The organism is Streptomyces sp. NPDC058052, assembly GCF_042885515.1.
GTDB lineage: Bacteria > Actinomycetota > Actinomycetes > Streptomycetales > Streptomycetaceae > Streptomyces.
This window is the reverse complement of the sequence record NZ_JBHVRX010000006.1, coordinates 118,722-131,386: the sequence shown is the minus strand read 5'-3', so window position 1 is coordinate 131,386 and position 12,665 is coordinate 118,722. Positions and strand designations below refer to the sequence as shown.

Sequence of the window (12,665 nt, the reverse complement as noted above, 5' to 3'; positions counted from 1 at the left end):
GGTCAACGGTGTTGACGTAAGGGCGGGACGACGGCCGCCCTCGCGCGACCGGGCAGGTCACGCTCGCCGCGCGGCGGCGACGGCCTCCTTCAGCGCCTCCGGCGCACGCGTCGACAGACAGAGGTAGGGCGTCGGGTCGGCCTGATCCACCACCTCCACCCGTACCGCGTGCGGGACGAAGCTCCGCATCAGCACGTCGTAGGGGAAGACGATGAGCGCCGCGGCCAAGCCGATCAGGGCGGCGATCACCCCGTACGCTCGCGGGGCCGTCAGGCGTTCGTCGTACGTGGTCGACACGTCACCGCCGGGGGTCACCGGGCGAGCCTGGCGTCGATCAGGGCCTTGAACTCCTCGTACGAGCCCGGGGGCTGGATCCTGATGCCGTCGACGAAGAACGTCGGCGTGCCCTGGACGCCCAGGCCGAGGCCGTCCCGCTGGTCGGCCTCGACCCGCCGCAGGGTGCCGGGTGCCTTCACGGCGGTGTCGTACCGGGCCATGTCGAGGCCGAGGCCGGCGGCGTAGGTGCGGAAGAGGTCCGCCTTGGACTCCCGCGACTCGCCCCACTCCTTCTGGGTGGTGAACATCTTCGTGTACATGGCTTCGAACGCGCCCTGCTGGGCGGCCGCCTCGACGGCGAGGGCGGCGGTGGTGCTGTTGCGGTGGCCGGGCATGGGGAAGTAGCGGGCGACGAAGGTCACCCGGTCCTCGTACTCGTCGCGCAGCCGCTCCACCGTGGGATACACGGCACCGCATCCCTCGCACTCGAAGTCGAGGAACTCGACGATCGTCAGTTCGCTCCTCGGCGGCGAGGTGAGCCGGTGGCTGGAGTCACGCACGGCACGGGCGTCGACGGCGGGTGCGGCGTCGACGCCGGTGGTGCCGTCCTGGGGCGCGAACAGGAGGAAGGAGCCGAACGCGACGGCGAGCGCGGCGAGGAGGACGGCGGCGGCGAGGAGGTTCTTCTTCAGCTTTGTCATGATGCCTCGGGTGTGGGGTGGTCGGAGTCGTGCGGCCCGGGCCGGCGCGGTGTCATCGCCGGGGCATGCGGACCGGGGCTGTCGGGTGGGGTGGCGGGACCGCTCGGATCCGCGCGCCCGGGTGGGGTGGCGGGAGCACTCGGTCCCGCCCGCCCGGGCGGTTCGGCGGGGCGCGGGATCCGGTCGCGGGCGTGGAGGGCGGCGAGGTAGGCGTTGTAGGCGGCCAGGGGGTCCCTGTCGTCGCCGCGGTCGATCTGCCGGTCGACGCGTCTGGCCTCGCGGGCGTCGGAGCGGACCCACTGGACGGCCAGGATGATCGTGGTGATCAGCACGGGGATGTCGCCGGTCGCCCAGGCGATCGCGCCGCCGTCGTACTGGTCGTCGAGGAGGGACGGCCCCCAGGGGCGGCCGAGGTCGGCCCACCAGTTCTCGCCGATGACGGCGACGGAGCTCATCAGGGAGATGCTGAACCAGGAGTGGAACGGCATCGTGAGGATGAGGACGAACAGCCGTCCCAGGTGCGGCGGCCGGCGCGGCCCGGGATCGATGCCGATGATCACCCAGAAGAAGAGCAGCCCCGCCGCGAGGAAGTGCACGAGCATCACCATGTGTCCGAGGTGGCTGCGCATCAGCGTCTCGAACAGCGAGGTGTGGTAGACGGCGAAGGCGCTGCCGATGAACAGGGCGCTCGCGGCCACCGGGTGCGAGAGGACCTTCACGTACCGGCTGTGCAACAGGCGGAGCAGGAGTTCCCGGGGCCCGTCGGGGCCTCCCCGTGCGGCGGCGGGCAGCGCGCGCAGGGCGAGCGTGGCCGGTGCGCCGAGGACGAGGAGGATGGGCACCGTCATCGCCAGGACCATGTGCTGGCCCATGTGGACGCTCATCATGACCTTGCCGTAGACGGCCAGTCCGCTCATCGTCGCCAGCACGGTGACGGCCAGGCCGGCCGTCCACGCGAGCGTCCGCCCGACCGGCCAGGCGTCGCCCCGGGCCCGGAGCTTGCGCACCCCCGCGGCGTACAGCAGGGCGGCGGCGGCCGTGCCGAAGGCGAACAGCGGGTCGAAGTGCCACTGGGTGAACAGGGGTGTCCAGGGGAAGCCCCCGAGCGGCGGCGGCATGGGGAAGCCCAGCAGTTCCTCCGCGGCGGTGAGCGGGGCGGGCCCGTTCCCGGGCGGCGGGGTACGGGAGAGGGCGACGGCCAGCCCCATGGCCGCGGCCATCAGCAGCAGCTCACCGCCGGCGAGCCGCAGGAACGGCCGCCGCGCGCCGCCCGCGAGCGCGGGCAGGGTGCGGCGGCGGTGCCACCGCCCGAGGGAGCCCAGGACCAGGAGCGCGACGAGCTTCGCGGTGACCATCAGTCCGTACGCGCTGGTGAGGAGCGCGGTCCAGGACGGCAGGCGCACCACGGCGCTCACGAGGCCGCTCGCGGCGACGGCGAGGAAGGCGCCGCCCGCCAGGGTGCTGAAGCGCCGGGCGGCGGTGGCGAGCCCGTCGTCGCGCCGCAGCACGGCCACGACGAGGAACGCCAGCCCGCCTGCCCACACCGCCACCCCGGCCACGTGCAGCGCCAGGCCGGTGACGGCGGCGTCGTGGTCGGCCGACGCGGCCGAGTGGCCGGTGAAGGCCGGCGGCAGGACACCCGCGACGGCGACCACGAGGGCCGCCCTGGCCCACCGGACGGTCGTGACGCCCAGCCCGGCGGTCGCCACGACGGCCGCCGCGCCGCACATCGCCGCATAGGCGCGTCCCCGCGTGTCGGTGACGACGAAGTCCGCCACGACGTCCGGCTCCAGCACCGTCCCGACCGGCCGGCCGGACAGGTCCGCCAGCGTGAACAGCAGCAGCGCCCCCGCCGCCACGGCCCACACGGCCGACGCGGCCACGGCGGCGAGGACGTACCCCTGCCGGGTACGGCCGAGGCGCCGGCCGCCCGGCAGCAGGACGGAGGCCATCAGCAGCGCCCCGACGGTGGCGGCCGACGCGGTGTCTCCGACGACCCGCGCGACCGGAAGCCCCCAGGAGGTCACCGCGCCCGCGTCCTCGATGCCCGGCACCGGCGCCGCCGCCGCACCGCCGTCGAGCACGCCCAGGGTGCCCGCGGTGACGGCGACCGCGAGCAGACCGGCGCCGGCGAGGACCGCCGAGGGGCGCGCGACCGTCGACCGGTCACCGGTCATGGCGCGACCTCCACCGCCGGACCGCCAACGCGCAGCCGATGGCGGCGCCGACCGCGCCCACGGCCACCGCCGCGGCGGCCGGCGCCGGTGACGCGTCCGTGGCCGGCCCCCGCTCCCGTTCCGGCGCCGCCGTGCGCGAGGACGGCGTGGCGGAGGCGACGGACGAGGAGGACGAGGGAGAGGAGGGCCGGGGAGAGGACGAAGGCGTGCCAGGCGGGGCCTTCACCGTGAAGGTGAAGGAGCCCGCGACCGGATGTCCGTCGGCGGACACCACCCGGTACCCCACCGTGTAGCGGCCGGGGCCGATCCCGGACCGCACGGTGAGCGTCGCCGACGTGCCGGCGACCGTCGGCGCGCCCTGGCCCGCGGGTGTTCCGTCGGGTGCGGTGAGCGCCACCTTGGCGTACCGCTCGGTCATCCGGTCGCTGAAGGTCAGGCGGATGTCCGCCGGGGGCGCGCCGAGCGAGGCGCCCGGTGCGGGGGTGCTGGAGACGAGGTCGGTGTGCGCGGCCGCGGGCGTCGCCGGGAACCAGACGAGCGCGGCGGCCAGCGCCGGAGCGAGGCCGCGCGCCGTCGCGCGGACGGCACACCGCCTCGGGGATCGAGGGTGCACGGAGGAGGGAGGCTCTCTACGCGGGACCCGCTTCGGACCGAACGCGGGTCGGGCAGCGCCGAGTCCCGCCCCCGGCTACGCCGCGAGGGCGTACGGAAGCAGCGGGCGGTTCTCGGCCCGGTCGTGGCGAGGGGCGTGGCGGAGGGGACCACGCCGGCCGCGCGGCGGCGCGCGGCCGGTGACCGGCTGCGGTACGAGGGCGGAGTGCGGCAGCCGTACGTCGGCCGGACGGCGCACCGGGGCGGGGCCGCTGCCCCGGACGATCAGGGGCGGCCAGAGGAAGCTCAGAACCGCGGCCACACCGGCGAGTACGGGCTCGGTGTGCCAGCGCAGCCGCTCGGCGACGCCGAGGAGGCGCACCGCGAGGAAGAGGGTGATCAGGTGCCCCGCGAGGAACGCCTCGGGCGGGGCCCCGACCGCGGTCGCGTGTCCGGCCGCCGTGTCCGGCCCGCCGGGCAGCCCGGCCAGGGCGCAGACGCCCGGGACGGCGTAGGCGAGCTGATAGGCGAGCTGCGCGGCGGCGAGCGCGGCGAGGAGCTGGGGGTCGGACAGCCGTCGGCGCGACAGTACGCACGCGCCCGCGACCGGTCCGCCGAGCAGTGCGGCGAAGAGCGCCCAGGGCGGCAGGTGGCCCTGCGTCAGCAGGTGGCCGGCCATGGGGAGCAGGACGCAGAGCGCGGCGACCGCCGCCGCCATCGGTCCCCGGCCGGCACCACGGGTTCGCTCCGTGGGGCGGGTCGGGAACAGAGGGGACATCGGGTCGGCGCTTTCGTGGTTCCGGGAGGCGTCCTCGCGACGGCATCGTGCCGCCGGGAGCTGTCCGGGAAGCGTATCCGGTGCGGTGGGACGGCCGTCGGGCGCCCTCCCCCGACGACGCCTGGCAGCGCGACGACGTCCGGCGCCCCGGCGGTTCGTCCGTACCCGGTACGACGAGCGGGACGTCGCCCGCCTGCCGGCGACGGCCTGGTGGACCGGCCCGCCGGGCACCTCACGGCGCACGTACGGACGCTCGCGTACGGCAGCGTCGCCGGCCTGGTGGCCACGGCACCGGGCGCGCGGCGGGGTGACGCGGGCCCGTGGACGACCGGTGCGGGCCCGTACACACCCGGACCGGGGGCACCGGTCCGTACGGCCCCGGGCCGGGAAGGCGTCGGCCCGTACGGCCCCGGGCCGGGAGGGTACCGGGCGCGCGGGTCAGCGCCCCACCCTGCGCCGGCGGGCGGTCGCCGCCTCGTCGACGGCGGGCCACAGCTCAGCCAGCCACGCCTCGACGGGCGTGCCGGCGGGAAGTCCCGGAGGCAGGGAGTCGTGCAGGCCGGCCGTCTCCGGCTCCAGCTCGCGGCTGCGCACCAGCGTCGCCGGCTCCCCGGCTCCGCGCGCGGCCTCGGCGACGCTCCGCAGGAACATGACGTTGGCCGCCACCAGCCACGGCTGCGCCTCCAGGCCCGCCACGCCGGAGGATCCGTCGGTCTCGGCGGCCAGTGACCACGGGTCCGGGGCCAGGTACCGTACGGCGCCCACGCCGGTGAACGCCGCCGCGGCCGTGCACATCGAGCAGGGTTCCTGGGTGCTCCACAGGGTCAGGGCGCCCAGGTCCCATGCGGTCCGGGCCGCACCGAGCGCGTTCATCTCCGCGTGCGCGAGGGGTGTGCCCCGCAGCGGTCCCGCTCCGGGGCCGTCGTCGTACGCCTGGTTGCGTCCCTCGGCCAGCACCGTGCCGTGCACGTCGGTGAGCACCGAGCCCACCGCCAGCCCGCCCTCCACCAGCGCGTCGAACGCCAGCCCCAGGCAGCGCCTCACCGCTTCGGCCGCCGCCGCCCACTCCGCCTCGAAGTCGCTCACGCCGGGCAACCTCTCACATCGTCCGCCGCCTCTCCACGCCGGTCCGCACCCCGGACGGCGCGGGCCTCGCACCCCGGCGGCCCGGAGGCTCGCGCGCTCGGCCCGACTCCTCGGGGCAGGGGTCAGCCCGCGGACGTGGTCCGGCGGGGGCGTGCGGCGCGGGTGGCCGGGCCCGAGAAGCGGAGGTGGCCGTCGGCGATCTCGTCCTGGTGGAGCAGCCTGCGGTCGCTGTGGTAGCTCGTCGACGTGACCCACGGCGTCTCCGGGCCCTGCCTGGGCAGCCGGTCGAGCGCGCGCTGCACGTAGCCTGCCCCGAAGTCGAGCATCGGGCGGGTGGGCCGGCCCGGCTCGCTCTCGGGCCAGACCGTGTCGTGACCGTGCCGGTCCATGTGGGCGAGCACCCGGCAGACGTACTCGCAGAGCAGCCCGATCTTGAGCGTCCAGGAGGAGTTGGTGTACCCGATGGCGACGTTGAGGTTGGGGATGCCCGACAGCATCGTCCCCCGGTAGACGAGCGAGTCGGAGGGCGAGACGTCCGTGCCGTCCACGGTCAGGTGCATGCCGCCGAAGAGCTGGATGTTGAGTCCGGTGGCGGTGACGACGATGTCCGCCGGAAGTTCGCGGCCGGACCGCAGCAGGATGCCGTCCTCGGTGAACGTGTCGATCCGGTCGGTGACGACCGAGGCCCTGCCGGCGCTGATGGCCTTGAACAGGTCGCCGTCCGGGACCGCGCAGAGCCGCTGGTCCCACGGGTCGTACGGCGGGTTGAAGTGCTCGTCGACCGGGAAGCCGGCGGGCAGGAGCCGGGCGTTCGCCGCGCGGATCAGCTTCCGGGTCGCGGCCGGGAAGCGCCGGGCGAAGCGCCAGACCAGCTGCTGCCGGGCGATGTTCTTGCGCCGTGTCACGGCGTGCCCGCGCTCGTCGCCCAGCGCGGCGCGGAGGAGGCGGGCGACCTTGTCCTCCTTCGGGACGGGCACGATGTACGTGGGCGTCCGCTGGAGCATCGTGATGTGCGCCGTGTCGCCGGCCATGGCGGGGACGAGGGTGACGGCGGTGGCGCCGCTGCCGACGACCACCACGCGCTTGCCGCGGTAGTCGAGGTCCTCGGGCCAGTGCTGCGGGTGGACGATCTGCCCGCGGAAGCGGTCGCGGCCCTCGAAGTGCGGGGTGTGGCCCTCGTCGTACCGGTAGTAGCCGGTGGCGCAGAAGATCCACCCGGCGGTGACGTCGATCCGCTCGGTCGCGCCGGTCTCCGGATCGGTGCGCTCCACCCGGACCGTCCAGCGCGCCGACTCGGAGGACCAGTCGGCGGCGACGACCTTGTGGTGGTAGCGGATGTGCGCGTCGAGCCCGTTCTCGGCGGCGGTCTCCCGGACGTAGGAGAGGACGCGGTCGGCGGTGGCGATGGACTCGCGGTCGCGCCACGGCTTGAACTCGTACCCGAAGGTGTACAGGTCGGAGTCGGAGCGGATGCCGGGGTAGCGGAACAGGTCCCACGTCCCGCCGGAGGCGCCGCGGGCCTCCAGGATCGCGAACGACCTGCCCGGGTGCCGGAGCCGCAGGTAGCGGCCGGCCCCGATGCCCGAGATCCCGGCACCGACGATCAGGACGTCCAGGTGCTCCACGTGCGGCTCGTACGAAGTCATAGGGAAGAGGATGCGCCACGTCCGAGATCCACTCCACAGCAGAATGCCTGGAAACGGCGTGGAAGGTGGTGCAGAGTGCTGCACATGGACCGACCGTGGCCGGAGCCGACCCCCCGCGTCCGCCGGCTCTTCCGCCATGCGGCGGAGATCGCGCTCGCGCCCCTGCCCGAGTGGGTCGAGGAGCTGAACCGGGCGTCGCTGGGCGGTGTGGGGATGCGGCCGGTCAGGGACGACCCCGTCCTCGCCGACCGCATCCGCGACTCGACGCTCGCCAACATCACGCACTGGGCCGCCGCCAACGTGCAGTACCCCGGCCGCCGGGTCCCCGCCAACCTCGGCCCCGAGATGCTGGAGACCGCGCGCGACCTGGTCCGCCGGGGCTTCGACGAGACGGCCCTGGAGGCGTACCGCACCGGGCAGGGGGCGGCGTGGCGGCGCTGGATGGAGATCTGCTTCGGACTCACCTCCCGGATCGACGAGCTCCGCGAACTCCTCGACCTGTCGAGCCGCTCCATCACGGCGTTCATCGACGACACGATCGCGGCCATCACCGCGCGCATGGCCGCGGAGCGCCAGGAGCTCACCCGGGGCACCCACGCCGAACGCCGGGCCGTCATCACCCTCATCCTGGAGGGCGCCCCCATCGGCCGCGCGCAGGCCGAGGCCCGGCTCGGCTACGCCCTCACCGGCCCGCACCTCGCGGCCGTCGTGTGGGGGCCGGCCGCCGCCCGCGCCGACCACCTCGAACGGGCCGCCGACACCCTCGTACGGACGGGGACCGGCGGGGCCGGCGGCCGGCTGACCGTGGTGGCCAGCGCGGGCGCCCTCTGGGTGTGGATCCCGACCGCCGTCGCGCCCGGCGTCCGCGCCGTCACCGAGCGGCTCGCCGCGCTGCCGGACGTCCGGATCGCCCTCGGCCGCCCGGGCCACGACCTCGACGGCTTCCGGAGGAGCCACCTCGACGCGCTCGCCGCGCAGCGCATGATGGCCCGGCTGAACTCGCCGCAGCAGGTCGCGCGGCACGAGGACGTCCAGCTGGTCGCCCTGATGACGCAGGACCTGGCGCTGGCCGACGAGTTCGTGGAGGACGTGCTCGGGGACCTCGCCGAGGCGGACGCCCAGACCCGGGACGCCGTCCTCGCGTACGTGGACGAGCAGTTCAACACCTCCCGCACGGCCCGCCGCCTCCTCACCCACCGCAACACGGTGCTCCGCCGCCTGGCCCGGGCCGACGAACTCCTCCCGAAGCCCCTGGCCGAGAACCCCCTCCACGTCGCCGCCGCCCTGAATGTCCTGCGCTGGCGCGAGCCGCGGGCACGGTGAGGCGGACCTGGACCGGCCCCCGCCTCTCCCGCCTCCTCCCCCTGTCTCCTCCCCCGCCTCCTCCCGCCTCCTCCCCCCCCTGACCGGCCGGTGAAATGAGTGTGTGACCTGCGTGCGGGACGCGTAAGGTCCGCTTGTTCGTCAGGGGAGGGATCACGTTCGATGAAGAAGGACAGAGCGGCCGGTGCGGCTGCCATGGTGGTGCTCGTGGGGGTTCTCGCGGGCTGTGCCGGGGGGAGGTCCGCCGACGGCCCGGCTGAGGCCGGGGACCCCGGGCCGGCGGCGACGGCCGCCGCCCCGGCTGCCGCGGCGGCGCGCTGGACGTCGACCGCGTCGCTGCCGGAGCGGCTCGCCGCCGACGGTACGACGATCGTGGTCGGCGACCCGGGCGCGCGCTCGACCGTGCGGGTCCTGGAGGACCCGCGGTGCCCCGTCGTCGAGGAGTTCGAGCGCACCGGCGCCCCCGGGCTGCGGTCGGGGCTGCTGTCGCGCATGGTCAAGGCCGAGTACACGTTCGCGTCGTTCAAGGACGACCGGCTGGGCGGCGACGGGTCGAAGCGGGCCGTGAACGCGCTGCGCGCTGCCCTGGAGCAGGGGAAGTTCGTCGAGTACCACGCGGTGCTGTTCCGGCACCAGGCCGAGGTGGAGAGCAGCGGCGGGTTCACCACCGAGCGGCTTCTCCAGCTCGCCGCGAAGGTCCCGCGGCTCCGCGGCGACGCCTTCGACACGGCGGTCCGGACGATGCGGTACCGCGCCTTCGTCACGGCCTCGGAGCGGGCCTACGAGACGACCGGGGACGACCCCCGCGGGCCCGGGACCCCCTCGGTCGTCGTCAACGGCCATCCCGTCGAAGGGGGCCTGTACCACCTGCTCTTCGACGAGGAAGCGGTCAAGGGCCTGGTGTTCGACCTGCACTACTTCCCGGCGCGGTGGGAGAAGTCGTACCTGCCGTACAAGGCGGAGGTGGAGGCGGAGATGGAGGCCGGGGCGGAGGCCGAGGGCGCCGCTTCCTAGGCCCGGGCTCCCGTCCGGCGCCGCCGGCACCCGGTCGTCCGGCCCGCCTCTCCCGGTGGTGCGGGAGAGGCGGGCCGGGGGTCAGATCACGGCGAGCCGGTCCACCAGCAGGTCCACGCGCTGCCCGGCGTACTGCGGCGGCAGCCGTCCCGCCCGGGTGAGGGTGGCGAGCCCGTGCAGGGCGGCCCAGAACGACTCGGTGAAGACCCCCGGGTGGACGCCGTCCCCGGCGACCTCGCCGAGGGTCTCCAGGAGTGCGGCGAAGGCGTCCTTCAGAGGCTCCGGGGTGTCCTCCTGGGCGAAGGCCAGGCCGCCGTCGAGCCGGAACATGGCGTCGTAGACCGCGGGGTTGCGCTCGGCGAAGTCGAGGTAGGCGTGGGCGAGGGCGGCGACCCGGGCGCGCGTGCCGTCCGCGGCGGCGGTCGCGGCCCGCAGCGCCGCGGCCATCTCGGTGGCGCCTTCGAGGGCGACGGCGCCGATGATCTCGCGCTTGCCGCGGAAGTGGCTGTAGAGGACGGGCTGGCTGTATTCGATGCGCTCGGCGAGCCGGCGGGTGGTGACCGCGTCCCAGCCCTGCTGCTCGGCGAGTTCACGGGCCGTCGCCACGATGAGGCGTTCGCGGAGCGCCCGTTCGCGTTCCTTGCGTTCCTGTACCGACATGCATCGACCCTAGCAGCGCTAGACAACCGAGCGACAGCAGTACTAGCGTTGCGTTGTCATCTAGCAGCGCTAGATCCTCAGGGGGTCATCATGCTCAACGCACTGGAGATCATCACCACCGTCACCGTCGGCCTGATGGTGGGGGTGGAGTTCTCCGTCGCCTTCGTCATCAACCCGATCCTCAGCGCCCTCCCCGACGACAGCAACCAGAGCGCCCGGAGCCACGGCGGCCGGATGCTCGGCGCCGTCATGCCGGTCTGGTACATCGGCTCGCTGGTCCTCGTCGCGGTCTGGGCCGTCGCCGGACGGCACCACGCCGGCGCCGGACTCGTCGTCACCGCCGGCGCGCTGCTGATCCTGAGCGTGGTCATGTCGCTCCTGCTGCTCGTCCCGATCAACGACCAGGGCAAGACCTGGACCGCCGAGACCCGGCCCGCGGACTGGAAGGAGCAGATGAGCCGCTGGGACCGCTACCACTACGCCCGCGTCGCCGTCATCGTCGCCGCCTTCACCCTGCTGGTCGCCGCCCTCGCCTGAGCCCACGGGGCCTCCCCCGCGCCGGCCCCTCGCTCAGTGCGGGGTCCAGCGCGGGGCCTCGTCGTCCGGGGTGTCCGGGCTCGCGAAGTGGAAGGGAACACCGAGCCGGGCGGCCAGGTCCGCGCCCGCTCGCGCGGCGACCACGGCCGCCGGGTGGCGTCCGTCGGCCGGCCGGGCCGGAGCCTCGCCGAGGTGCCGCACGGCGGCGCGCCGGGTGACGGTGGCCAGAGGGACCTCCTCCGCGGGCCGGTCGGCGACGGCCACCAGGACCACGAACCAGTCGTCGACGGTGTCGCCGTCCCAGATCGCCTCGATCACCACCACACGGCCGGCGACCCCCCGGGCCCGCGCCGCCAACGACTCCACGTCCAGGGGACTCTCCGGGGTACGGGCGATCCTGTCCCCGAAGTGGGCGTACCGCTCGTGGACGATCGCCTGCGCGGTGGCGACCCCGACCCCGTCCGGGACGCGGCCGACGTCGACCAGCACCTTGACCGCCGGAATCAGCGCGTCCCGCAGCACGTGCCCGTCGACCTCGTCACGGATTCCCCGGGGCAGCCGTGCCCACCACTCCCCGCGTGCCTCACGGTCCATCATCGCCGCTCCCTCGTCCCTCCGTCCCCACGCCCCGGAGACCTGCCGCCACCCTACGGACCCGCCGGCTCGGGGCGGCCCCGGCGGTTCCCGGGCGCCCGTCCGGCGAGCAGCACCGCGCAGGCCGCGGCGGAGAGGAGGCCGCCGGCCAGGACGGTGGCGCGGACGCCGGCGAGGGCCAGGACGAGTCCGCCGAGGGCGGCGCCCCCCGCGATCCCGGCGTTGTAGGCACCGGAGTTCGCGGCGAGGGCCATGTCCGTGCGGCCCGGCGCGCAGTGCAGCATCGCGTTCTGGGTGGTCATGAAGACCGGCCCGAGCGCGCTGCCGATCAGGACCAGGAACGCCACCGCCGCCACGGGCCGGGAGCCCGCCGCGTACAGGCCGAGCATGCCCACCGCCTGCGTGGCCACGGCCACGGCCGGCATGCGCCACGGATGGCGGTCCAGCAGCGCGCCGGTGACGGTCACTCCGGCAAGACAGGCCACCCCGAAGGCCATGAGCAGGACGCTGACGGTGCCAGGAGGGAAGCCGCCGACGTCGCCCAGGAACGTCACGATGTAGGTGAATCCGGCGAACGCCCCGGCGGCGGACAGGGCCCCGGTCGCGAGGACGATCCCGAACCTGCGGCGGTCGGGGGCGGTCCCATAGGCGGCCGGCTCCTCCTCGGGCGGCGAGGTCGGCAGCAGCGCGGCGATCGTCACCAGCGAGAGGCTCCCCAGCCCCGCCAGCAGGGCGACCGGCACCTGCCAGTCGCCCAGCCGGCCCAGCCAGGTCCCGGCGGGCACCCCGAGCACCAGCGCGAGCGATCCGGCGACGGACAGCGCCCCGACCACCCGTCCCCGCACCTCGGCCGGGAAGAGTCCGACCGCCACCGGCCCCATCACCGCCCAGAACAGCGCCTGGGCGAGCGCGGTCAGCAGCCGCGCCCCGAGGAGCACCCCGTAGGAGGGCGCCAGCGCGGCGACCAGGCTGGAGACGACCAGCGCGGCCAGCAGTCCGGTGAGCACCTGGCGGCGCGGCACGGCCCGCACGGCGTGCGCGAGCGGCACGGACGCGACGGCCACGGTCACACCGTAGCCGGTGACCAGGAGACCGACCGCCGGCATCGACACCCGCAGGCCGTCGGAGATGACGTCCAGGAGACCGATGGGCAGGTTCTCCGCGGTGTTGAAGGTGAAGGCGGCCAGCATCAGGGCCGCGAGCACCGCCCACGCGCGCCAGGACGCCGGCCTCGGCGCGCCCGCGCCCCCACGTCCCGCCCTCGTCCGCCGCGCCGGTTCCG

13 protein-coding genes are annotated in these 12,665 nt (G+C 75.1%); 3 read left to right on the top strand and 10 right to left on the bottom strand.

Features of this window, described 5'->3' with window-relative positions; all coding sequences use genetic code 11:
• Window positions 1–57: 57 nt before the first annotated feature.
• From ACFVU3_RS11140 to ACFVU3_RS11110, 7 genes are all read right to left on the bottom strand, one after another.
• Window positions 58–315, bottom strand: a complete 258-nt coding sequence (locus ACFVU3_RS11140; protein ID WP_390065584.1) for a DUF3093 family protein — start codon at window positions 313–315, stop codon at window positions 58–60.
• On the bottom strand, window positions 312–977 hold the full coding sequence (locus ACFVU3_RS11135) for a DsbA family protein (RefSeq protein ID WP_390065583.1): 666 nt from the start codon (window positions 975–977) through the stop codon (window positions 312–314). The genes ACFVU3_RS11140 and ACFVU3_RS11135 overlap by 4 nt, the downstream gene beginning before the upstream one ends.
• The gene (locus ACFVU3_RS11130) at window positions 974–3,154 is read right to left on the bottom strand and encodes a cytochrome c oxidase assembly protein (protein ID WP_390065582.1); all 2,181 of its coding nucleotides are present in this window, start codon (window positions 3,152–3,154) and stop codon (window positions 974–976) included. Before ACFVU3_RS11130 ends, ACFVU3_RS11135 begins: the two co-directional genes overlap by 4 nt.
• Window positions 3,144–3,767: a copper resistance protein CopC gene (locus ACFVU3_RS11125; protein WP_390065581.1), complete on the bottom strand. Its 624-nt coding sequence runs from the start codon at window positions 3,765–3,767 to the stop codon at window positions 3,144–3,146. The genes ACFVU3_RS11130 and ACFVU3_RS11125 overlap by 11 nt, the downstream gene beginning before the upstream one ends.
• Before the next feature lie 75 nt (window positions 3,768–3,842).
• Window positions 3,843–4,463, bottom strand: a complete 621-nt coding sequence (locus tag ACFVU3_RS11120) for a hypothetical protein (protein WP_390065580.1) — start codon at window positions 4,461–4,463, stop codon at window positions 3,843–3,845.
• Window positions 4,464–4,961: 498 nt separating this feature from the next.
• Window positions 4,962–5,609 carry a nucleoside deaminase gene (locus ACFVU3_RS11115; protein WP_390065579.1) on the bottom strand — a complete coding sequence of 216 codons (648 nt, stop codon included), beginning with the start codon at window positions 5,607–5,609 and terminating at the stop codon, window positions 4,962–4,964.
• A gap of 122 nt (window positions 5,610–5,731) precedes the next feature.
• Window positions 5,732–7,255: a flavin-containing monooxygenase gene (locus tag ACFVU3_RS11110; protein ID WP_390065578.1), complete on the bottom strand. Its 1,524-nt coding sequence runs from the start codon at window positions 7,253–7,255 to the stop codon at window positions 5,732–5,734.
• A gap of 84 nt (window positions 7,256–7,339) precedes the next feature.
• On the opposite strand from ACFVU3_RS11110, the gene ACFVU3_RS11105 reads away from it, so the two are divergent.
• Window positions 7,340–8,578 carry a PucR family transcriptional regulator gene (locus tag ACFVU3_RS11105; RefSeq protein ID WP_390065577.1) on the top strand — a complete coding sequence of 413 codons (1,239 nt, stop codon included), beginning with the start codon at window positions 7,340–7,342 and terminating at the stop codon, window positions 8,576–8,578.
• 162 nt (window positions 8,579–8,740) lie between these two features.
• Window positions 8,741–9,592 carry a DsbA family protein gene (locus ACFVU3_RS11100; RefSeq protein WP_390065576.1) on the top strand — a complete coding sequence of 284 codons (852 nt, stop codon included), beginning with the start codon at window positions 8,741–8,743 and terminating at the stop codon, window positions 9,590–9,592.
• 81 nt (window positions 9,593–9,673) lie between these two features.
• Here ACFVU3_RS11100 and ACFVU3_RS11095 read toward each other — a convergent pair whose 3' ends face one another.
• On the bottom strand, window positions 9,674–10,252 hold the full coding sequence (locus ACFVU3_RS11095; RefSeq protein WP_390065575.1) for a TetR/AcrR family transcriptional regulator: 579 nt from the start codon (window positions 10,250–10,252) through the stop codon (window positions 9,674–9,676).
• 90 nt (window positions 10,253–10,342) lie between these two features.
• Here ACFVU3_RS11095 and ACFVU3_RS11090 point away from each other — a divergent pair, with 90 nt between their 5' ends.
• On the top strand, window positions 10,343–10,789 hold the full coding sequence (locus tag ACFVU3_RS11090; RefSeq protein WP_390065574.1) for an anthrone oxygenase family protein: 447 nt from the start codon (window positions 10,343–10,345) through the stop codon (window positions 10,787–10,789).
• Between the two features lie 33 nt (window positions 10,790–10,822).
• On the opposite strand, the gene ACFVU3_RS11085 is transcribed toward ACFVU3_RS11090, so the two are convergent.
• The gene (locus tag ACFVU3_RS11085) at window positions 10,823–11,386 is read right to left on the bottom strand and encodes a hypothetical protein (protein WP_390065573.1); all 564 of its coding nucleotides are present in this window, start codon (window positions 11,384–11,386) and stop codon (window positions 10,823–10,825) included.
• A gap of 50 nt (window positions 11,387–11,436) precedes the next feature.
• Window positions 11,437–12,573, bottom strand: coding sequence for an MFS transporter (locus tag ACFVU3_RS11080; protein ID WP_390065748.1), 1,137 nt, complete (start codon window positions 12,571–12,573; stop codon window positions 11,437–11,439).
• Between the last annotated feature and the right edge of the window lie 92 nt (window positions 12,574–12,665).

What these genes read in the sequence shown, in the direction of transcription:
- ACFVU3_RS11135 (WP_390065583.1), bottom strand. Translation starts at nt 977, where the DNA reads ATGACAAAGCTGAAGAAGAACCTCCTCGCCGCCGCCGTCCTCCTCGCC.
- ACFVU3_RS11130 (WP_390065582.1), bottom strand. Translation starts at nt 3,154, where the DNA reads ATGACCGGTGACCGGTCGACGGTCGCGCGCCCCTCGGCGGTCCTCGCC.
- ACFVU3_RS11120 (WP_390065580.1), bottom strand. Translation starts at nt 4,463, where the DNA reads ATGGCGGCGGCGGTCGCCGCGCTCTGCGTCCTGCTCCCCATGGCCGGC.
- ACFVU3_RS11110 (WP_390065578.1), bottom strand. Translation starts at nt 7,255, where the DNA reads ATGACTTCGTACGAGCCGCACGTGGAGCACCTGGACGTCCTGATCGTC.
- ACFVU3_RS11105 (WP_390065577.1), top strand. Translation starts at nt 7,340, where the DNA reads ATGGACCGACCGTGGCCGGAGCCGACCCCCCGCGTCCGCCGGCTCTTC.
- ACFVU3_RS11100 (WP_390065576.1), top strand. Translation starts at nt 8,741, where the DNA reads ATGAAGAAGGACAGAGCGGCCGGTGCGGCTGCCATGGTGGTGCTCGTG.
- ACFVU3_RS11095 (WP_390065575.1), bottom strand. Translation starts at nt 10,252, where the DNA reads ATGTCGGTACAGGAACGCAAGGAACGCGAACGGGCGCTCCGCGAACGC.
- ACFVU3_RS11090 (WP_390065574.1), top strand. Translation starts at nt 10,343, where the DNA reads ATGCTCAACGCACTGGAGATCATCACCACCGTCACCGTCGGCCTGATG.
- ACFVU3_RS11085 (WP_390065573.1), bottom strand. Translation starts at nt 11,386, where the DNA reads ATGATGGACCGTGAGGCACGCGGGGAGTGGTGGGCACGGCTGCCCCGG.
- ACFVU3_RS11080 (WP_390065748.1), bottom strand. Translation starts at nt 12,573, where the DNA reads ATGCTGGCCGCCTTCACCTTCAACACCGCGGAGAACCTGCCCATCGGT.